Below are 19760 nucleotides of genomic sequence, written 5' to 3'. Positions count from 1 at the left end.
ATCGCGGTTTTGGTGCTTCAAAGTGTAATGACGCGTGGACACCTAAAGAAGCAGTGGGTGCGCAGGCGCAGCACTGGTCCGTGCCAGATTGCACGAAATCGGTGGAGTATTGGTCGATTTGTCGCGACCAACGCGCGTGCAAGGTCTGCCGCGCAGGCGCGCTCCACGCCGGCTGCGCCCGGGTTTGGGCGCGCCAACAGGCGGGCAGGCGCGCGAACACGCCTGCCCGACGTGGTCGGTGGGTTCAGGCGGAGGGTGGTCGGTCCGTGGGGCCGGGCGGTCGTCAGACGCAGCGCGCGCCGTCCACCTCGATGCAGACGCCGCTGATGAAGGCGGCCTCGTCGCTGGCCAGGTAGAGCGCGGCGTTGGCCACGTCCAGCGCGGTGGAAAAGCGCCCCAGCGGGATGGTGGCCAGAAACCGGGCGCGGCGCGCCTCGTCGACCGGGCCGCCGGCGAAATCGGCCGACAGGCCGGTGTCGGGGTTGAACACGGGGTTGATGCAGTTCACGCGGATGTTCTGCGGTCCCAGCTCGGCCGCCATCGACTTACTGGTGACGATCACCGCCGCCTTGCTGCCGTTGTACCAGGTCAGCCCCGGGCGCGGGCGCACGCCGGCGGTGGAGGCGATGTTGATGAAGCTGCCGCCGCCCGCCTGCTGCATTGCCGGCACGCCGTGGATGGCGCTCCAGTAGATGCTCTTCATGTTGACGTCGTAGACCTTGTCGAACTCGGCCTCGCTCACTTCCAGCATGGGGCGGTTGCGGTGCGTCCAGCCGGCGTTGTTGACGATCACGTCGAGCCGGCCGCCGAAATCCTGCGCGGCGGCCACCAGCGTGTGCCAGTCGTCGCCCTGGGTCACGTCGCCGGCGACAAAGCGCGCCCGGCCGCCGGCGGCGGTGATGTCGGCCGTCACCTTCTCGCCCAGCGCGGCGTTGATGTCGTTCACGATGACGGCGGCGCCCTCGGCCGCCAGCCGCCGCGCAATGCCTTCGCCGATGCCGCCGCCGGCGCCGGTGACGATGATGGATTTGCCCGAAACGCGCATGTTGCTCTTGCTCCTCATGGTCGTGAAATGGTCGCTGGTCGGGCAGTTTAGTCGCGCCGCGCGCCCACCGATTCGCGGGGATGTCGGCCCTGGGGATACCATGTACGTTGTTTGATCCATCCCTTCACACACCAGCAAGGACTTCTCATGAACGGCTCCCTCATCGACGATCTGCTCGGCCAACTGCAAGGCGCGCCCGCGGGCCAGATTGCGCAGCAACTGGGCACCGACCCCGCACCGCGCAGGACGCCATTGCCGCCGCGCTGCCCATGATCGTGGGCGCGCTGGGCCGCAATGCCCAGCAACCGGGTGGCGCGGGCGACCTCTTCAACGCGCTGCAGCGCGACCACGCCGGCAGCGGCGCCATGGACCTGGGCGGCATGCTCGGCGGCCTGCTGGGCGGCGGTGGTGGCGGCAGCGCCGGTGCGCTGGGTGGCCTGGGCGGCCTGCTGGGCAGCGTGCTCGGCGGCGGCGCCCCGGCCAGCCGGCAGCTGGATGCCGGCGGCATCCTGGGCCACATCTTCGGCGGCGCGCAGCCGCGGGCCGAATCGGGCCTGGGCCAGGCGACGGGCCTGAATAGCGGCCAGTCGGGCCAGTTGCTGAAAATCCTGGCGCCCATCGTGATGGCCTTCCTGGCTAAGCAGGTGATGGCGAAGAACATGGACGCCGGCGGCCTGGGCAGCATGCTGGGCCAGGAGCACAGCCGCGTGCAAAGCCAGGGCGGCCTGGGCGGCGGCCTGATGAATGCCGTGCTGGACCAGGACGGCGACGGCAAGGTCGACCTGGGCGATCTGCTGAAGATCGGCGGCTCGCTGCTGGGCGGTCGCCGCTGATCGGCTGAATTTGCTTCCAAAAGAGCTGCCGGCGCTTGCTACACAAGCGCCGGCAGCTCTTTGCTTGAAATTGCCGTGCGCGCCAGTCAGCCGTGGCGCACCGCCACGGTCTTCAGCACGGTGAAGCCGTACAGCGCCTCGAAGCCCTTTTCGCGCCCGTAGCCGCTCGATTTGTAGCCGCCGAAGGGCAGCTCCACGCCGCCGCCGGCGCCGTAGTTGTTGATGAACACCTGGCCGGCCTTCATCCGCCGTGCCATGCGGAACTGGCGCGCGCCGTCGCGCGTCCACACGCCGGCCACCAGGCCGAAGGAAGTGGCGTTGGCCAGTTCGACCGCGTGGTCTTCGTCGGTGAACGGCATGGCCGACAGCACCGGGCCGAACACCTCTTCCTGCGCCACGCGGTGCGCCACCGGCACGTCGGCCAGCAGCACCGGCGCCTGGTAGAAGCCGGTTTCGGGCGCCTCGTCGACCACCGTGCCCTGCGCCACGATGGGGATACCGGCGCTCTGCGCGTCACTGAGGAAATCCCACACGCGCTGCTGCTGCGTCTGGCGGATCAGCGGGCCCACGTCGAGGTCCAGCGCCGCCGGGCCGACACGCAGCGCCTCGAAAGCCTCGCCCAGGCGCGCCAGCACGTCGTCGTAGATGCGCTGCTCGATCAGCACGCGCGAGCCGGCGCTGCACGTCTGTCCCGCGTTCTGCACGATGGCGTTGATGACCACTGGCAGCGCGGCGTCGAGGTCGGCGTCGGCAAAGATGATCTGCGGGCTCTTGCCGCCCAGCTCCAGCGTCACCGGGCAGTGCCGCTCGGCGGCCACCTGCTGGATGAGCGTGCCCACCCTGGGGCTGCCGGTGAAGCTGATGTGGTTGATGCCGGCATGGCGCGCCAGCGCGTCGCCCACCTCGTGGCCGTAGCCGGTGACGATGTTGATGGCGCCGGGCGGAAAGCCCACTTCGGCCGCCAGTTGCGCCACGCGGATCAGCGACAGGCACGCGTCCTCGGCCGGCTTGACCACGCAGCAGTTGCCCGCCGCCAGCGCGCCGCCCACGCTGCGGCCGAAGATCTGCATGGGGTAGTTCCACGGGATCACGTGGCCCGTCACGCCGTGCGGCTCGCGCCAGGTGAACACGCTGTAGCCGCTCTGGTAGGGCAGGGTCTCGCCATGCAGCTTGTCGCAGGCGCCGGCGTAGAACTCGAAGTAGCGCACCAGCGCGGCGGCGTCGGCCTTGGCCTGCTTGGTGGGTTTGCCGCAGTCGCGCTGCTCCAGCGCGGCCAGCTCGTCGGCGTGCTCGGCCACCTTGTTCGACAGGGCCATCAGCAGGCGCCCGCGCTCGGCGGCGCTCAGCGCACTCCACGGCCCTTCGAAGCATTGGCGCGCGGCGCGCACGGCGTCGTCGATGTCGCGCTCGTCGCTGCGCTGGATGTCGTCGAAAGGCTGGCCGTCGGACGGGTCGATCACCGGCAGCGTGCGGCCGGAATGCGAGGCGACGGATTGGTCGGCGATGAAGTTGAGCTGCATCCGGGCATTTTGCGGCAAATCGGCGCACGACCCGGTGTTTCAAGCCAAATTGGCCTGCAGCGCCCGTCCATCAAGCGCCGGAAGCTATTGAAATAATAGTTCAGGAGCGCGCCGCGCCACGGCCCGCGGGTGCGCGCTGGCGCACCGGGCCGGCGCGCTGCTCGATGGCGGCGTGCAGATCGCGCCGCAGCCCCAGCGCGAACACCGCCTCGGCCACCACGAACAGCGGGCCGATGACGAGGCCGACCAGGTCGTCCACGAAGGCCGGTTTGCGCCCTTCGTAGACGTGGCCGACAAACTGGATCGCCCAGCCGACCACGAACAGGCCGATGCCCCACCACAGCCAGGCGCCGGTGGGCAGCGCGGCGATCTGCCCCGCCAGCGCCAGGCCGGCGGCCAGCAGTGCGGCCATCAGCACGCCCAGCGGGCGGTCGAGCGCGACGTAGTACAGGCAGGCCAGCAGCGTGACCAGCAGCGCCGGCGTGAGCACGAAGGCGCCCAGCGGCCAGGCCGGGCGCGACAGCAGCACCTGCACGGCCAGCACGATCATCGGGATGCCGATGAAGTGCGTGAGGATGTTGCGCGGGTCGCGGTGGTAGTCGGCGTACTGGGCGAGCTGCTCGGTCAGGGTCTTCATGCGGTGGTCTCCAGGCTGGCCTGCATGGTAGGCCGCGCCCCGGGCGCGCGGAAGCGGGCGAACCCGCAGCCCGCTGGCGCACAATCGCCCCGGATCACGACCCGCGCCAACCGCCATGAACCCCGCCGCACCTCGCCCATCCCTGCCCTCCGGTATCTGGGTGCTGGGCTTCGTCAGCCTGCTGATGGACATCTCCAGCGAGATGATCCACGCGCTGCTGCCGCTGTTCATGGTCGGCACGCTGGGCATGAGCGTGGCGCTGGTCGGCCTGCTGGAGGGGCTGGCCGAGGCCACGGCGCTGATCCTGAAGGTGTTCTCGGGCGTCATCAGCGACTGGTTCGGCAAGCGCAAGCCGCTGGCGGTGCTGGGCTACGGCCTGGGCGCCGCCACCAAGCCGCTGTTCGCGCTGGCCACGGGGCCGGGCATGATCTTCACGGCGCGCCTGCTCGACCGTGTGGGCAAGGGCATCCGCGGCGCGCCGCGCGACGCGCTGGTGGCCGACATCGCGCCGCCCGAGCAGCGCGGCGCCGCCTTCGGGCTGCGCCAGTCGCTGGACACCGTGGGCGCCTTCCTGGGGCCGCTGCTGGCCGTGGGGCTGATGCTGGTGTGGGCCAACGATTTCCGCGCCGTGTTCGCCGTCGCGATCATCCCGGCCGTGCTGTGCGTGCTGCTGCTGGTGCTGGGCGTGCAGGAGCCCGAGCGGCCCGCGGGCGCGCCGCGCGTGAACCCCATCAGCCGCACCAACCTGAAGCGCCTGCCGCGCGCCTACTGGTGGGTGGTGGGCGTGGGCGCGGTGTTCACGCTGGCGCGGTTTTCAGAGGCCTTCCTGGTGCTGCGCGCCGAGCAGGTCGGCATCGCCCTGGCGCTGGTGCCGCTGGTGATGGTGGCGATGAACGCCGTGTTTTCGGTCACCGCCTACCCGTTCGGCAAGCTGTCGGACCGCGTGTCGCACCGGCGCCTGCTGCTGGCTGGCCTGGCCGTGCTGGTGCTGGCCGACGTGGTGCTGGCCGCCAGCACGCACTGGACGGGCCTGCTGCTGGGCGTGGCGCTGTGGGGCGTGCACATGGGCATGACGCAGGGCCTGCTGGCCGCCATGGTGGCCGACACCGCGCCGGCCGATCTGCGCGGCACCGCCTACGGCTTCTTCAACCTGATGAGCGGCCTGGCCATGCTGGCCGCCAGCGTGGTGGCCGGCCTGCTGTGGCAGTACTGGGGGCCGGCGTGGACGTTTGGCGCCGGCGCCATGTTCAGCGCCGTGGCCATGGCGGCCCTGCTGTGGCGGCGGGGCTGACCACGCGCGCCGTCAGCGCCGCCGGCGCGCCGGCTGGCTTTGCAGCAGGGCCTTGTCGAACACCGGGCCCCACACCGGGTGGCCGCGCTCGGCCTTGCTCAGCCGAAAGCCCGGCGCCAGCGCCAGCGCATCCTGAAACGCCCGCTGGCACGACGGCAGCCGGTTGGTGACGCAGTAACTGAAGGCGGTGTGCTTGAGCGCCTGCACGCGCAGCGCGGTGGGCGCCTGCACGGCCGCGAAGCGCGCGATGGCTTCGTCGTACCGGCCGGCGCGGTACAGGCGCAGGCCCTCGGCGTACACGGCTTCGCCGGTGGGTGGTGCCGGCTCGTCGGCCGGTGGGGTGGCGGCTTCAGGCGCAGGTGCGGGGCGGGCGCCGCCGGTGGGGCAGGGCGGGCGCGGGGCGCCTCGGCCGGGCGGCGGGCCGGTGCGGGCTGCGGGGCCTGGCCGATGCCCAGCTTGTCGCGCACCGTGGCGCAACCGCCGAGCAGCGTCAAGGGGCCGAGCGTACCCCAGCACAGCACAGATCTCCGAAGCATGTGACCGTCTCCCTGCTGCGGGCCAGGCCGTGGCTTCACTCGAACTGATGGCGAAGCTGCACGTCTTTCCCCGCTTCGATGGTAATGGTTTCGGTATGGCTCGGCAGGCCGGTGTTGCGCACTTCGATGGTGTGCTGGCCCGGTTGCAGCCAGAACTGCTTGAGCGGCGGCGTCAGGCCCTGCATCTGCCCGTCGACGTACACCACGCCCCAGGGCGCGATGTCGAGGCGCAGGTGCGCGCCGACGGTGTCGGCAGCGGCCGGCGCGGGCGCAGGCGTTGCGGCGGCCGGGGCAGCGGCCGGCGGCGTGGTCGCCGTCGCAATGCTGGGCGCCGCCGTGGCGGGCGAGGCGGGGGCGGCACCGGCGCATCGCTGCCCGGGCGCCAGGCGGCCAGGCCCAGCAGCACCAGCACGCTGGCCACGGCCAGAACGCCGCCGGCCAGCGTGCGCGCATCGCGCGGCCGGGCGCGCGCGGCGGCGCCAGCGGCATGCGGCGCTGGCGGCGTGCCGGACCGGGTTGCCGGGGCGGGTGGCCGCGGCCGCTCGGCCGGGGTGCGCGCCCGTTCGGCGGCGTCGGGGCGCGGGCGGCGCGGCGCCGCAGCGGGCATGGCCCGCTCTTCGGGCGGCGGCAGCGTGGCGGGGCCGAGGTCGCTGGGCGCAGCGTCGTCGTCGCCCAGCTCGGCCAGCGCGCCGAAGCCGGTGGTGCCCGAGTGGCTGCGCAGGGCGCCCAGCTCGACGCTCTGGCGCTGCATCTCGGCCCAGAAGGTGGGCAGCTCCAGCGCCTCGCGGAATTCGGCGATGCTGCGGATGCGGTCTTCGGGGTGCACCGTCAGCGCGCGGTCGATGGCGCGCGCGAAGGCGGGCGACAGCGCCAGCCCGGGGTGTCGGCCAGCCGGGGCAGCGGATCCTTCAGCAGCCGCGACACCGAGGCGGTGACGGGCTGGCCGGTGACCAGGAAGTGCAGCACCGCGCCCAGGCTGTAGACGTCGGTCCAGGGGCCTTGCTCCAGCACGCTGTCGTACTGCTCGATGGGGGCGAAGCCGGGCTTGACGATCACCGTCAGCGCCTGCGTGGCGTCGCCCATGGCCTGCCGCGCGGCGCCGAAGTCCAGCAGCATCGGCACGCCGGAGTCCAGCACCATGATGTTGTCGGGCGAGATGTCGCGGTGGTAGCAGTCGTTGGCGTGCAGCAGCTCCAGCGCGTCGAGGATGGGCGACAGCATGTGCTTGAGCCAGGGCTCGCTGGCCACCAGCCGGGGCTCGGCCTGGCGCAGCGCGCGCAGGGTGCGGCCCTGGCACAGCTGCATGGCCATGTAGGCGGTACCGTTCTGCTCCCAGAAGCGGTAGACGCGGATCAGCGCCGGGTGGTCGAACTGCGCCAGCAGGCGCGCCTCGTTCAAAAAGCTGTCCAGCCCGCGCGCCAGGGTGGCCTGCATCTGCGGCTCGCGCGCGATCACGCTGCCGTCGGGCGCGCGCGTGGCGAGTGCACCGGGCATGTATTCCTTGATGGCGACAGTGCGCCGCAGCGAGTGGTCGTGCGCACGGTAGACCGTGGCAAAACCGCCTTCGCCCAGCACGCCGCGCAGCTCGAACTCGGCCAGGCGCGTGCCGGCGGGCAGGCTGTTGGCGGTTGTCACCAACTGCTCGTCGGCGGCGGGGGCAGAAGGGGCGGAGGGGGCAAGGTCATGAAGCGGGTGTCGTGTCAGGCAAGGCTGCGCTGCTCGTGTGGACTATGGCGGCGCTGTCGACGCGGGCTTGTAGGTCAAATCCTAATACTAATGTGCGCATTGAAACGCCGGGTATCGGCCGACCCTGAGGGGATCGGTGCGGGGCGATCACTCTTGGTTGACAACGCCCGGGGTGAAGCGGTATTCCAGCGCGGCACGTCTGCCGGGCGCACGCAGCGGTGCGCGGGTGGCGGGGCGGCGGTACCCGCGGCGGCATCACAATCAGCACCTGCATCAGGTTTTTGGGGAGTATCTTGTTGTAGCGCTTGTCCATAGGGCGCTGGCGGCCATGTAGATTGGGAGTATGTGGCTGGGTCACCTGGAGCAGATACAAAAGGCCCGCCGATGCGGCGGGCCTGGCAGCAGGGGCGTGCGGCGCGGCTTATTGCAGCGCCACCTCCACCCGGCGTGCCTGCGCACCGGCGCCGGCCTGGATATCGGCGGGCTTCTGCAGGTCGATCCTGTCTTCGGCCACGCCCAGGCTCTTGAGCAGGTCGCGCACGGCGAAGGCGCGTTGCTTGGCGATTTCCTCGTTCGCGGCGGCGCTGCCCGTGCTGTCGACGTAGCCGCTGATGACGGCCTTGTTGCCGGCGTTCACGCCATCGACGATGCGCTGCAGGGTCTGCGCGCCGTCGGGGTGTGGCTCGGTCTTGCCGGTGGCGAAGTAGAACACCACCTTCTCGCCTTCGACGGCGACCGCGCTGGCATCCTCGGCCACCACCGCGGCGGGCGCCGATGCGGGGCTGAACGCTGCCGACGCCGGTGCCGACGCAGGTGCGGCGGCGGGTGCGGGTGCCGGGGCGGCGGCCGGTGCCGGTGCCGCGGCGGGCGCCGGCGGCGTGGCCAGGGCCGTGCCGGCCGACGGCACGCCGTACACCGTGCCCGTGGGCGCGGCCGAGACGCCGGTCGCCGCGCTGCTGGCAGCGGTGGCCGCCGCCGGGCGCTGGGCGCCAGATCGCGCGTGGTGGGGTGCATGCCCACCACCAGCGGCACGATCAGCAGCGCCACGATGTTGATGATCTTGATCAGCGGGTTGACGGCGGGGCCGGCGGTGTCCTTGTAGGGGTCGCCCACGGTGTCGCCGGTGACGGCGGCCTTGTGCGCCTCGCTGCCCTTGCCGCCGTGGTGGCCGTCCTCGATGTACTTCTTGGCGTTGTCCCAGGCGCCGCCGCCGGTACACATGCTGATGGCCACGAACAGGCCAGTGACGATGGTGCCCATCAGCAGGCCGCCCAGCGCCTTCGGCCCCAGTGCCAGGCCGACGAGGATCGGCACCACCACGGGCAGCAGGCTGGGGATCATCATCTCCTTGATGGCGGCGCCGGTGAGCATGTCGACCGCGCGGCCGTACTCGGGCTTGGCCGTGCCGGCCATGATGCCGGGGATCTCGCGGAACTGGCGGCGCACTTCCTCCACCACGCTGCCGGCGGCGCGGCCCACGGCTTCCATCGCCATGGCGCCGAACAGGTAGGGGATCAGGCCGCCGATGAACAGGCCCACGATCACCATCGGGTCGCTCAGGTCGAAGCTGATGGCCTGGCCGAAGCTTTCCAGCTTGTGCGTGTAGTCGGCGAACAGCACCAGCGCCGCCAGCCCGGCCGAGCCGATGGCGTAGCCCTTGGTGACGGCCTTGGTGGTGTTGCCCACGGCGTCCAGCGGGTCGGTGATGTCGCGCACGGCGGGCGGCATCTCGGCCATCTCGGCAATGCCGCCGGCGTTGTCGGTGATGGGGCCGTAGGCGTCCAGCGCGACGATGATGCCGGCCATGCTCAGCATCGACATGGCGGCCACCGCCACGCCGTACAGGCCGGCCAGCCAGTAGGCGGCGATGATGGCGATGCAGACGAAGATCACCGGCCAGGCAGTGGACTTCATGCTGACGCCGATGCCGGCGATGATGTTGGTGGCGTGGCCGGTGGTGCTGGCCTGCGCCACGTGCTGCACCGGCTTGTACTGCGTGCCGGTGTAGTACTCGGTGATCCACACCAGCGCCGCGGTCAGCAGCAGGCCGACCACGCAGGCGCCGAACAGGCGCATCACACTGCCGCTGGGGGCAATGGCGTTGTCGGGGATGATCCAGGCGGTAACGAAGTAGAACAGGATCAGGCTCAGGATGCCCGCGATCGCCAGGCCCTTGTAGAGCGCCGGCATCACGTTCTTCATGCCGGGCGAGGCCTTGACGAAGAAGGTGCCGATGATCGAGCCGATGATCGACACCGCGCCCAGCGCCAGCGGGTACATCACCGCCTGCCACGGGGCCGTGGCCACCATCAGCGCGCCCAGCACCATGGTGGCGATCAGCGTGACGGCGTAGGTCTCGAACAGGTCGGCGGCCATGCCGGCGCAGTCGCCCACGTTGTCGCCCACGTTGTCGGCGATCACGGCGGGGTTGCGCGGGTCGTCCTCCGGGATGCCGGCCTCGACCTTGCCCACCAGGTCGGCGCCCACGTCGGCGCCCTTGGTGAAGATGCCGCCGCCCAGACGCGCGAAGATCGAGATCAGCGACGAGCCGAAGGCAAAGCCGATCAGCGGGTTGAGCAGGGTGGACAGCTTGGCCGTGGGCGACAGCTGGCCGTTGCCGACCAGGAACCAGGTGAACGCCGCCACGCCCAGCAGCCCCAGGCCCACCACCAGCATGCCGGTGATGGCGCCGCCGCGGAAGGCCACGTCCAGCGCCGGGCCGATGCCCTTGGTGGCCGCCTGCGCGGTGCGCACGTTGGCGCGCACCGAGACGTTCATGCCGATGAAGCCGCAGGCCCCCGAGAGCACCGCGCCGACGACGAAACCGATGGCGGTGGTCACGTCCAGCACCATGGCGATCAGGATCGCCAGCACCACGCCGACGATGGCGATGGTCTTGTATTGCCGGGCCAGGTAGGCCGCCGCGCCGGTCTGGATGGCGGCCGCGATTTCCTGCATGCGGGCGTTGCCCGCGTCCTGCGAAAGAATCCATCCGCGGGCCCAGAAGCCGTACACGACGGCGATCAGACCGCAGACGAGCGCCAGTATCAGCGCCGAGTTGCCTGTCATTGATATCTCCTCACAAAAGCGGTTGCGCTTCGGAGGGGCCGTCTGCCAGCGGTGCAACGCAGCCCGGCCCTCCACTGCGTTGCTTCCTCGTTCCCTCTGATCAGAAAGGGACAGTCGATTGGCCAACAGCGCGAATTTAGCCGGAAAACGTGACGAATCCGCGGGTGCAAGGGGGCGAAAGTAAAATCAGGGTTAATCCCAGCCAGTCTTACCCGCTGTCTTAATCCACATCAACCCACGAGAACCAACAATGTCCCTCGACCACGTTTCCCCTGGCGCCAAGGCGCCCGACGAGTTCAACGTCGTCATCGAGATCCCGATGAACGCCGACCCCATCAAGTACGAGGTCGACAAGGACACCGGCGCCATCTTCGTCGACCGCTTCATGAGCACGGCGATGCACTACCCCACCAACTACGGCTACGTGCCGCAGACGCTGTCGGGCGACGGCGACCCGGTGGACGTGCTGGTGGTCACGCCCGTGCCGCTGATCCCCGGCGTGGTGGTCACCTGCCGCCCCATCGGCATCCTGAAGATGCAGGACGAAGCGGGCGAAGACGGCAAGGTGCTGGCCGTGCCGATCAGGAAGGTGCTGTCGCTCTACAGCAGCTGGCAGAAGCCGGAAGACCTGAACCCCGCGCGCACCGCCTCCATCGCGCACTTCTTCGAGCACTATAAGGACCTGGAGCCGGGCAAGTGGGTCAAGGTGCTGGGCTGGGAAGGCCCCGACGCCGCCCGCAAGGAAATCACCGACGGCATCGCCGCCTACAAGAAGGCCAATCCCGAAGGCTGATGGGCGCCCGCCCTGCAGCGCAGGGCTTTGATGTGAAAATGGCTGCCAGCGCTTGCCTGACAAGCGCTGGCAGCTATTTTTGTAGTATCCGGCGCGTTCGCTCGCGGCCTGCAAAGCAAGGGGCGTGGACCCGCACGGCACGCACCGGGCCGCCGCCCCTCACGGGCTTTGCAGCGACTCGCGCGGCGCCTGCTTGTCCACGTCGCTGGTCCGTGCGATGCGCACCAGCGCCTGCTCGAACTGCCGCGTGGCCGTGGGCCAGTTGAACTGTTCGGCGTGCCGCCGCACGCCGTCGCGCGGCGGCCAGCGCGGCCAGGCAGGCGGCGCGCAGGTCGTCGTCGATCACGCCACCGGCCGAATCGTGGCCCACCACGTCGATCGGCCCCGGCACCGGGTAGGCGGCCACCGGCGTGCCGCAGGCCATCGACTCCACCATCACCAGGCCGAAGGTGTCGGTCACGCTGGGGAACACCATCACGTCGGCGCTGCGGTACACGGTGGCCAGATCGTCGCCGCTCAGCACGCCGAACCAGCGCGCGTGGGGGTACTGCGCCTTCAGCCTGGCTTCTTCCGGCCCCGTGCCGGCCACCCACTTCTCGCCCGGCAGATCGAGTTCGAGAAACTTGTGCACCTGCTTCTCCACCGCCAGCCGGCCGACGTAGAGGAACACCGGAGAGCTGTCGCGCGGCAGCCTCGGCCCCTCGGGGCTGAAGGCTTCCAGATTGACCCCGCGCGACCACAGCCGCGCCTGGGTGAAGCCGCGCGCCCGCAGGTCATCGACGATGGCCGGCGTGGGCGCCAGCGTGGCGCGGCCGGCGTTGTGGAACTTGCGCAGCAGCGCGTAGCTCCAGCCCACCGGCACCCGCACGCGCGCATGCACGTACTCGGGAAAGCGGCTGTGGTACGCCGTGGTGAACGGCCAGCCACGCTTGACCGCCACCGCCCGCGCGGCCCAGCCCAGTGGCCCCTCGGTGGCGATGTGCAGGCAGTCGGGCGCCACGGCGTCGATGTGCCGCGCCACCGCGCGCCGCGTGACCACCGCGAGGGAAATCTCGGGGTAGGTGGGGCAGGGGAACGACCTGAAATCCAGCGGCGACAGGATGTGCGTGCTGTGCCCCATCTCCTGCAGGTGGCGCGTGGTCATCTTCAGCGTGCGCACCACGCCATTGACCTGCGGCTCCCACGCGTCGGTGACGATCATGATCTTCATGTTGGCTCCTTCAAGGCTTGCGATGACAAATGACGAATGACTGCCGGCGGGTGCCGGCATGACAAATGACGACGCGCTTCGTCATGGAGGCGAAGCCAAGTCATGCGTCGTTTGTCGGGTGCAGATAAGCCAGGCGGCTTCAACCTGTCGGCGTTTTCCTGGAGGGCGGCTTCTCGAGGCTCGACAGCGCGTGCTGCGCCAAAGAAAGCTCCCTCTCCCTCTGGGAGAGGGTTGGGGTGAGGGCCGGCAGCGTGTCAGGGACGGCGGAAATCTCAACGGCTTCAAGGTGCGCTCCACATCAACCCGCGCGCGGCCCGCTGGCGCAGGCGCCACATCACCAGCGCCACCCCGGCGGCCACCGCCGTGCCCAGCAGCCCCACCAGCCACGGCAGCGGCCAGCCCGCGGCCTGCAGCCCCGCATACGTGCCCAGCATCGCCAGCACGGCCGCGTTTTCATTGAAGTTCTGCACCGCGATGGATTCGCCGCTGCCCAGCAGCCGCTGGCCGCGGTGCTGCAGCAGCGCGTTCATCGGCACCACGAACAAGCCCGCCAGCGCACCCACCGCCGCCAGCAACGGCGCCGCCAGCGCCACGCTGTGCACCAGCGTCAGCAGCGGCACGGCCAGGCCCATCGCCACGCCCAGCGGCAGCACGCGCAGCGCCTGCCCCAGTGCCACCCAGCGCCCGGCGGCCAGCGCGCCCAGCGCAATGCCCACCGCCACCACGCCCTGCAGGTACGCCGCCTGCGACAGCGACAAGCCCAGCCGCTGCTGTGCCCAGGCCAGCACCACGAACTGCAGCGTGGCCCCCGCACCCCAGAACAGCGTCGTCACGCCCAGCGAGGCGCCACCCAGCGCATCACGCCACAGCGTGCGCTGGGCGTGCGCAAAGCGCTGCAAAAATTGCAGCGCGCCGGGTGGCAGCGCGTGCCGCTCGGCCACGCTGGCCGCGGGCCGCGGAATCGCCAGGTTCAGCGCCCCGGCCAGCCCGTACAGCACCAGCACCACGCCCAGCGCCACCACCAGCGCGCCGCCCACCGCCAGGCCCGCGCCGGCCGGCGCGGTGCCCAGCGCCTGCACCAGCGTCGGCCCCACCAGCACGCCGCCCAGCGCCGTGCCCAGGATGATGGCGGCCACCGTCGTCACCTCCAGCCAGCCATTGGCGTTCACCAGTTGCTGCGGTGGCGCCAGCTCCACCACCAGGCCGTACTTGGCGGGCGAATACACCGCCGCGCCCACGCCCGCCAGCCCGTAGGCCAGCAGCGGGTCGGCGCCCGCCAGCATCAGCGCGCAGCCGGCGCCCTTCAGCGCGTTGGCGGCCAGCATCACCCGCGCCTTCGGCCAGCGGTCGGCCAGCGCGCCCACCAGCGGCGCCAGCACCACATAGGCCAGCGTGAACACGCCCTTGAGCAGCGGCGCCATCCACGGCTGGTCGCCCAGCTCCGCCAGCCGCGCGATGGCGACGATGAGCAATGCGTTGTCGGCCAGCCCCGACACGAACTGTGCCGCGATCAGGTAACCGATGCCGCGCGTCATCGCCCGGCGCTGCCAGCGCGTGGGTGCATGTGACGATTGGAATGCGGGAGTGTGAAAGGGGATGACGGGCAGTCGCCCAGCGGCCTATGGGCGAGCCTGAGCAGCGAAACGCCGCTACCTGAAACGCTCGACCGTGCGCCGTGTGATGGACTTCACCTTCATGGCCAGCCTGTCAGCCAAACCTTGCCCGCTGGCAGGGAGGAAGGGCATGACTTCTTCAAGGCCAAGGTTCAGTGCCTCCGGCACCCGCGCAGCCAACTCGCCTGCCATCCCGCGGACATAGCGAGCCCCCATGCCCAATTGCGCCGCCAGGGCCTCCAGATGCTCGCCGCCGAACTGCCCAGGGCGCGTTTCGCCGCCAAGGCTGAACGCGAATTCGTCTGACAGTCCGGGATAGATGCGCGTGCACATCAGGTCATAGAAGGGCGTCAGGCGCACGCCTTCGCCGGGGCGGTGGTAGATGGAGAGGTTCTTGGCGTGGCTGTCGTTGTTGCCGACGTACAGGTTGAACAGCACCCACTGCGCCAGCGCCTGCAAGTCCAGCGCGGGGCGGGCGCTGTAGCGGCGCACCAGGGCGGCGCAGGCCGCCAGGCTGGGGCCGCCTTCCTTCTCGTACTTGCGCTCCGAGCCCAGGCCGGAGAGCTGGCAGAAGTCGTACTGCACCAGGCGGCGCAGGCTGCCGTCGGGTTGGCGCACGCGGTCGAAGCGTTCGACGATGCAGGCGCGGGTGGTGGGTTCGTAGAACACGGGGGCCACGTTCAGCCCGCAGTGGTGCGCGGCACGCATGACGATGGCTTCGTTGGCGGCGGAGTCGCGCACCTTGGGCAGGCGGCGGATGTCGGGCTTGAGGATGTGGGTGGAGGGCGCGGCGCCTTGGGGCAGCCACGGCTCGGGGCCGTCGAGCAGGGCGATGGACGCCTTGTCCTGCGCGCCCGCCAGCGAGATGCGCGTGCGGCCACCCTGAGACTGGATGGCGGCGGCCGACTGCTGGCGAATGGTGTCGGCCAGTGTCTTCCAGGTGGTGCGCTGGTAGCGCGGTGGTTCGGGCCGATGGCCCTGCGGCAGCAGCACGAAGGCGCCGGCCGTGTCGCCCGCCACCTCCAGCAGCAGCGAGAACAGCGTGGACGCCTTGCGCTGCTGCGCCATGTAGGCGCGCAGGTCGCCTTCGGGCAGCAGGTTCTCGAAGAAGGCGTGGACTTCGGGCGAATCGATGCGGCCGGGTGCCAGGCCGATGGCACACAGCGCGAAGGCGTCGGCGCGCTGCAGCCAGGTGGGCGCGTATTCAAAACCGAGCGGCGTGGTGTCATGCACCGTGCCCATGGGCTCGGTGCCGTAGAACACGTCGAGCGCGGCGGCGCGCGGCATCACAGCGGCCCGGCGGATTTGGGGCGCAGCACCACTTCAAGCCCCAGCAGGTCGAGCACGTCGAGCACCTTCTGCAACTGCACGGTGGGCTTGCCCTTCTCGATGTCGACGATCAGGCGGTTGCCGGTGTTGCCGATGCCCGCCAGGTCGATCTGGCGCAGGCCGAGGGCGATGCGCTGGGCCTGCGCGATGCGGCCCAGGTCGGCGGCCGTGCGGACGACGGTGGGCAGGAGGGTGGCAGGGGCGGGCAGGTGGGGGTGGACACGGTCAGAATAACGAAATTACCGGTCAGTAATTTATTCTGAGTCATGCCGAGTGTCAAGGAATAAATTACCGGTCGGTAATTTATTCCGATTTCAACAGATTTGCACGCATTAAAATTACCGGTCGGTAATCAGGCGCCGTGCGCGCGGAGTTTGTCAAAGTGCAGGCGTGTGCGAGGCGTCGACAGACTCAGCCCGAACGGCCTGGCCGGATTTCGTGGCGTGCCATCGCAGTGGCCCACTCACGCCGGCTTCTTCTCGCGCGGAACGCGCCCCATCAGATAGAACTCGGGGTTCGGCTGCATGCCGCTGAAGCTGGCGATGCGGTTGGACAGCCCGAAGAAGGCCGTGATGGCGGCGATGTCCCAGATGTCCTCGTCGTCGAAGCCGTGCGCGTGCAGGGGGCGAAGTCGTCCTCGCTGATCTCGTGCGAGCGCTCGCACACCTTCATGGCGAAGTCGAGCATGGCGCGCTGGCGCGGGGTGATGTCGGTGGCCTTGCGGTAGTTCACGGCCACCTGGTCGGCCACCATCGGCTTTTTCTCGTAGATGCGCAGCAGCGCGCCGTGCGCCACCACGCAGTACAGGCACTGGTTGGCGGCGCTGGTGGTGGTGACGATCATCTCGCGGTCGCCCTTGCTCAGGTTGCTGGTGCGGCCCACGCTTTCGGGCTCCATCAGCGCGTCGTGGTAGGCGAAGAAGGCGCGCCATTCGGCCGGGCGGCGCGCCAGGCCCAGGAACACGTTGGGCACGAAGCCGACCTTGGATTGCACTTCGAGCACCTTGGCCTTGATGTCATCGGGCAGGGCGTTGATGTCGGCGAGGGGGTAGCGGCTCATGGCATGTCTCCTTTTATATGCGTGGCAACGGATTCATTATGCTGCGCCTGTTATTCACCCACGACCACGAAAGCGACAGCCATGAACCTGCCCGACGATCCCGACTTCCAGAACGGCCTGAAGACGCGCCGCCAGGTGATGGGCGACGACTTCGTCGACCGTGCCTTCGCCGGCATGACGCCGTTCACCGAGCCGATGCAGCACGCCATCACGCGCAACGCCTGGGGCGATGTGTGGCAGCGGCCGGGGCTGGACTTGAAGACGCGCAGCCTGGTCACCGTGGCCATGCTCACCGCACTGGGTCGACAGCACGAGCTGAAGGGGCACGTGCGCGGCGCGCTGAACAACGGCGCGAGCGTCGAGGAGATTCAGGAAGTGCTGCTGCACGCCAGCATCTACTGCGGTGTGCCGTGCGCGGTGGAGGCGTTCCGCAGCGCGGCCGAGGTGGTGGATGGGCCGGTCAAGGCCTGAGCCGCGTCGTCGCCCTTTACTACAAAAAGAAGCTGCTTGCGCTTGTTATATAACGATTTAATGTGATTTTTGTATCTGAAATCGTTTGGTGACGTGCGCCAGGCGCTATCAAAATGTTATTGATTGGCCACACATCCTGGAGGGCGCTGCAGGAGCGGGCGTGCCCGCGATGAGACGACTGGGTGCCACGAACCCTGGATCGCGGGCACGCCCGCTTCTACAAAGCGGATGCGGGTCCGAGTACTTCCTGTTCAGCCAACGCTGACCGCGCAACGCCATCGCGCGCCAGCCGGATGCCAGAGAACTGCCAGCGCGCGCCGGGCGGAAAGAAATTGCGGTAGCTCGGCCGCGCGTGGCTGCGCGGCGTGGCGCACGAGGCGCCCTTCAGCACCATCTGCCCCGACATGAACTTGCCGTTGTATTCGCCCACGGTGCCTGCGGGCACGCGGTAGCCGGGGTAGGGCAGGTAGGCGCTGGCCGTCCATTGCCAGCAGTCGCCCAGCAGCTGCCGCAGGCCCGCCCCATGCGCGGCGGGCGTGGGGTGAAAGGCCTCGTCTTCCAGCAACGCGCCATGCCATGTGCCGTCGGCCGAGGTTGCCGCGGCGTGTTCCCATTCGGCTTCGGTGGGCAGGCGGGCGCCGGCCCAGCGGGCGAAGGCATCGGCCTCGTAATGGCTGACGTGGCACACCGGCACGTCGGCGCGCGGCGCGCGCCAGCCACCCAGGGTGAAGACTTGCCAGGCGCCGTCTTCATCGGCGCGCCAGTACAGGGGGCCTGCCAGCCCTCGGCCTCGCGCGTGGCCCAGCCGTCGGACAGCCACAGCGTGGCCTGCGCGTAGCCGCCATCGTGCATGAACGCCAGGTACTCGGCTTCGGTGACCAGCCGGTCGGTGATCTCGAACGGCTCCAGCCACACGCGGTGGCGCGGAAATTCGTTGTCGAAGCCGAAGGCCCCGCCTGCGTGGCCGATGTCGCACAGGCCGCCGTCGACGGCGGTGAATTGGAGCGCGGCCGGCTCTGCGCCGTCGTGCGCCGGCACCGGCCGGTACGCCGGCGTCAGCGGCTGCGAGAACAGGTGGTGCTTCAGGTCGGTGAGGATCAGCTCCTGGTGCTGCTGTTCGTGCTCGATACCCAGGCGCGCCAGCGCCGTGGCGTGGGGTCGGCGCGCGGCAGCAGGTCGGCGACGGCGCGCGTCACGTGCCGGCGGTAGGCCAGCACCTCGTCCAGCGGCGGGCGCGACAGGTCGCCGCGCCGTGCGCGCGGGTGGCGCGTGCCGGCGCCGACGTAGTAGGAGTTGAACAGCGCCGCATAGCGCTCGTCGAACGGCGCCACGCCCGCCGGGCCCAGGATGAACTGCTCGAAGAACCAGCTGGTGTGTGCCAGGTGCCATTTGACGGGGCTGGCGTCGGGCATCGACTGCACCATGCAGTCGTCGGGCGTCAGGCCCTGCACCAGCCGCTCGGTGGTGGCGCGCACGGCGTGGAACGCGTCCACGGTGCAGCCGCGCGCGTCCTGCGTTTCAGCGTTCAGACTCTGCATGGCCGATCCTCGCGAGGTACACGCCATAGGCTTCGCCGTCGATGCCGAAGCGCTGCAGCTGATCGAAGCCTGCGCCCCGCAACAGCTGCTCGGCGCGCGCCGGCGCGTGCTTGTAGGAATGCTCGGTGACGATGTGCTCGCTCGCCTGCAGCCGCAACACCTGGCCCGTGCCCAGCGCAATGGCTTGCGCATGCTGGCTGACCAGATGCATCTCGATGCGGCTGGCCTCGGCGTTGAACACGGCGCGGTGGCGAAAGGCGGTGGCATCGAAGCTGGCGCCCAGCGTGCGGTTGACCACGTTCAGCACGTTCAGGTTGAAGGCGGCGGTGACGCCGGCCGCATCGTCGTAGGCGTGCACCATGCGGGCGTGCTCCACCGGGCCATCCACCGCCAGCACCAGCGCGTCGCCGGGCCGCATGTGGGCGCGCATCTGCGCCAGCAGTGCGGTGGCGGCCGCGGGCTCGAAGTTGCCGATGGACGAGCCGGGATACCAGAAGATGCGCGGGCGCTCGGCCTCGCGAGGCAGCGGCAGTTGCAGGCCCCAGGTCAGGTCGGTCACCACGCCGTCGAACTGCACGCCGGGATAGCGCTGGCGGCCCCGCCGCAGCACCTCGCGCAGCCAGTCCTCGGCGATGTCCAGGCCGATGTAGCGCCGCACGATGCCGGCATCCAGCCAGCGGCGGGCCTTGGCGCCGTCACCGCTGCCGATGTCGATCAGCTCGGCGCCGCGCGGCAGCAGCTGCAGCATGGCGCCCTGGTGCCGGTCGAGAATGGCGCGTTCGACGCGCGGCAGGTGGTATTCGGGCAGCGTGGTGATGGCCTCGTACAGCGCGCAGCCGTGCGCGTCGTAGAGGAACTTGGGCGCGATGGACGGCGGCGTGGCCAGCAGGCCCCAGCGCAACTCCTGGCAGGCATCGCGCCATTGCAGTGTGGATGGCGGCGCGCCGTGGGCCACGCGGGGTGCATGCTGAAGGGTGTCGAGCATGGTCTGGTCTTCCTCGGATGCCTCTGCTTGGATTGCCCCGGTGACGCCGTGCAGTGACTTGCAAGGCCCACGCGAACCCGCTGGCAGCGGCGTTGGGACATGAACGGGTGCACCCTAGCACCTGTGCCGCCGCCTGCATGTAGGG

At 69.9% G+C, this 19760-nt stretch carries 15 protein-coding genes and 4 pseudogenes; 4 read left to right on the top strand and 15 right to left on the bottom strand.

Features of this window, described 5'->3' with window-relative positions; all coding sequences use genetic code 11:
* Positions 1–283 precede the first annotated feature (283 nt).
* Entirely contained in the window at positions 284–1045 is a 762-nt protein-coding gene (locus H0I39_RS03520; protein ID WP_180549578.1) for an SDR family oxidoreductase, read from the bottom strand.
* A gap of 147 nt (positions 1046–1192) precedes the next feature.
* Here H0I39_RS03520 and H0I39_RS03515 point away from each other — a divergent pair.
* A pseudogene (locus H0I39_RS03515) lies at positions 1193–1878 on the top strand (DUF937 domain-containing protein).
* Positions 1879–1964: 86 nt separating this feature from the next.
* Here the strand turns inward: H0I39_RS03515 and H0I39_RS03510 are convergent.
* A complete protein-coding gene (locus tag H0I39_RS03510; RefSeq protein ID WP_180549577.1) occupies positions 1965–3398 on the bottom strand; it encodes an aldehyde dehydrogenase family protein in 1434 nt (477 codons plus the stop codon).
* A 100-nt stretch (positions 3399–3498) separates the two neighbouring features.
* Positions 3499–4035 (bottom strand): Mpo1 family 2-hydroxy fatty acid dioxygenase, encoded by a 537-nt coding sequence (locus H0I39_RS03505; protein WP_180549576.1) that lies wholly within the window; start codon positions 4033–4035, stop codon positions 3499–3501.
* A gap of 115 nt (positions 4036–4150) precedes the next feature.
* On the opposite strand from H0I39_RS03505, the gene H0I39_RS03500 reads away from it, so the two are divergent.
* On the top strand, positions 4151–5326 hold the full coding sequence (locus tag H0I39_RS03500; RefSeq protein WP_180549575.1) for an MFS transporter: 1176 nt from the start codon (positions 4151–4153) through the stop codon (positions 5324–5326).
* 12 nt (positions 5327–5338) lie between these two features.
* On the opposite strand, the gene H0I39_RS23690 is transcribed toward H0I39_RS03500, so the two are convergent.
* The 6 genes from H0I39_RS23690 to H0I39_RS03470 all read right to left on the bottom strand — a co-directional run bounded on the left by H0I39_RS23690 (position 5339) and on the right by H0I39_RS03470 (position 10617).
* Positions 5339–5626 carry a TssQ family T6SS-associated lipoprotein gene (locus H0I39_RS23690; protein ID WP_180549574.1) on the bottom strand — a complete coding sequence of 96 codons (288 nt, stop codon included), beginning with the start codon at positions 5624–5626 and terminating at the stop codon, positions 5339–5341.
* 271 nt (positions 5627–5897) lie between these two features.
* Complete coding sequence (locus H0I39_RS03490) at positions 5898–6068, bottom strand: PEGA domain-containing protein (protein WP_180549573.1); 171 nt, start codon at positions 6066–6068, stop codon at positions 5898–5900.
* Positions 6035–6688 carry a hypothetical protein gene (locus tag H0I39_RS03485; protein WP_180549572.1) on the bottom strand — a complete coding sequence of 218 codons (654 nt, stop codon included), beginning with the start codon at positions 6686–6688 and terminating at the stop codon, positions 6035–6037. The genes H0I39_RS03490 and H0I39_RS03485 overlap by 34 nt, the downstream gene beginning before the upstream one ends.
* A 2-nt stretch (positions 6689–6690) precedes the next feature.
* Positions 6691–7497, bottom strand: a complete 807-nt coding sequence (locus H0I39_RS03480) for a serine/threonine-protein kinase (protein ID WP_180549571.1) — start codon at positions 7495–7497, stop codon at positions 6691–6693.
* A 472-nt stretch (positions 7498–7969) separates the two neighbouring features.
* Positions 7970–8260, bottom strand: a complete 291-nt coding sequence (locus tag H0I39_RS03475) for an OmpA family protein (protein ID WP_180549570.1) — start codon at positions 8258–8260, stop codon at positions 7970–7972.
* A complete protein-coding gene (locus tag H0I39_RS03470) occupies positions 8182–10617 on the bottom strand; it encodes a sodium-translocating pyrophosphatase (protein WP_257645591.1) in 2436 nt (811 codons plus the stop codon). The genes H0I39_RS03475 and H0I39_RS03470 overlap by 79 nt, the downstream gene beginning before the upstream one ends.
* A 250-nt stretch (positions 10618–10867) precedes the next feature.
* Between H0I39_RS03470 and ppa the strand changes: the two genes are divergently transcribed.
* Complete coding sequence (gene ppa, locus H0I39_RS03465; RefSeq protein ID WP_180549569.1) at positions 10868–11410, top strand: inorganic diphosphatase; 543 nt, start codon at positions 10868–10870, stop codon at positions 11408–11410.
* Between the two features lie 159 nt (positions 11411–11569).
* Here the strand turns inward: ppa and H0I39_RS03460 are convergent.
* The 4 genes and pseudogenes from H0I39_RS03460 to H0I39_RS03445 all read right to left on the bottom strand — a co-directional run bounded on the left by H0I39_RS03460 (position 11570) and on the right by H0I39_RS03445 (position 16621).
* A pseudogene (locus H0I39_RS03460) lies at positions 11570–12620 on the bottom strand (glycosyltransferase family 4 protein).
* Positions 12621–12901: 281 nt separating this feature from the next.
* On the bottom strand, positions 12902–14155 hold the full coding sequence (gene lplT, locus H0I39_RS03455) for a lysophospholipid transporter LplT (protein WP_180549568.1): 1254 nt from the start codon (positions 14153–14155) through the stop codon (positions 12902–12904).
* 114 nt (positions 14156–14269) lie between these two features.
* Positions 14270–15520, bottom strand: a complete 1251-nt coding sequence (locus H0I39_RS03450) for a type II toxin-antitoxin system HipA family toxin (protein WP_180549567.1) — start codon at positions 15518–15520, stop codon at positions 14270–14272.
* 505 nt (positions 15521–16025) lie between these two features.
* Positions 16026–16621 (bottom strand): annotated as a pseudogene (locus H0I39_RS03445) (peroxidase-related enzyme).
* A gap of 81 nt (positions 16622–16702) precedes the next feature.
* On the opposite strand from H0I39_RS03445, the gene pcaC reads away from it, so the two are divergent.
* Positions 16703–17092 (top strand): 4-carboxymuconolactone decarboxylase, encoded by a 390-nt coding sequence (pcaC, locus tag H0I39_RS03440; RefSeq protein WP_180549566.1) that lies wholly within the window; start codon positions 16703–16705, stop codon positions 17090–17092.
* A 217-nt stretch (positions 17093–17309) separates the two neighbouring features.
* Here the strand turns inward: pcaC and egtB are convergent.
* Both egtB and egtD read right to left on the bottom strand, forming a co-directional pair.
* A pseudogene (gene egtB / locus H0I39_RS23885) lies at positions 17310–18630 on the bottom strand (ergothioneine biosynthesis protein EgtB).
* Positions 18611–19615, bottom strand: coding sequence for an L-histidine N(alpha)-methyltransferase (egtD, locus tag H0I39_RS03430; protein WP_180549565.1), 1005 nt, complete (start codon positions 19613–19615; stop codon positions 18611–18613). The pseudogene egtB and the gene egtD overlap by 20 nt, the downstream one beginning before the upstream one ends.
* Between the last annotated feature and the right edge of the window lie 145 nt (positions 19616–19760).

The sequence above is a fragment of the Ottowia beijingensis genome, assembly GCF_013423955.1.
In the GTDB taxonomy this organism is placed as follows: domain Bacteria; phylum Pseudomonadota; class Gammaproteobacteria; order Burkholderiales; family Burkholderiaceae_C; genus Ottowia; species Ottowia beijingensis.
This window is presented reverse-complemented; position numbering and strand designations above follow the sequence as displayed.

Bases quoted from the DNA above. Each gene is read 5' to 3' on its own strand.
- H0I39_RS03520 (WP_180549578.1), bottom strand. From the start codon at position 1,045: ATGCGCGTTTCGGGCAAATCCATCATCGTCACCGGCGCCGGCGGCGGC.
- H0I39_RS03510 (WP_180549577.1), bottom strand. From the start codon at position 3,398: ATGCAGCTCAACTTCATCGCCGACCAATCCGTCGCCTCGCATTCCGGC.
- H0I39_RS03505 (WP_180549576.1), bottom strand. From the start codon at position 4,035: ATGAAGACCCTGACCGAGCAGCTCGCCCAGTACGCCGACTACCACCGC.
- H0I39_RS03500 (WP_180549575.1), top strand. From the start codon at position 4,151: ATGAACCCCGCCGCACCTCGCCCATCCCTGCCCTCCGGTATCTGGGTG.
- H0I39_RS03470 (WP_257645591.1), bottom strand. From the start codon at position 10,617: ATGACAGGCAACTCGGCGCTGATACTGGCGCTCGTCTGCGGTCTGATC.
- ppa (WP_180549569.1), top strand. From the start codon at position 10,868: ATGTCCCTCGACCACGTTTCCCCTGGCGCCAAGGCGCCCGACGAGTTC.
- lplT (WP_180549568.1), bottom strand. From the start codon at position 14,155: ATGACGCGCGGCATCGGTTACCTGATCGCGGCACAGTTCGTGTCGGGG.
- H0I39_RS03450 (WP_180549567.1), bottom strand. From the start codon at position 15,520: ATGCCGCGCGCCGCCGCGCTCGACGTGTTCTACGGCACCGAGCCCATG.
- pcaC (WP_180549566.1), top strand. From the start codon at position 16,703: ATGAACCTGCCCGACGATCCCGACTTCCAGAACGGCCTGAAGACGCGC.
- egtD (WP_180549565.1), bottom strand. From the start codon at position 19,615: ATGCTCGACACCCTTCAGCATGCACCCCGCGTGGCCCACGGCGCGCCG.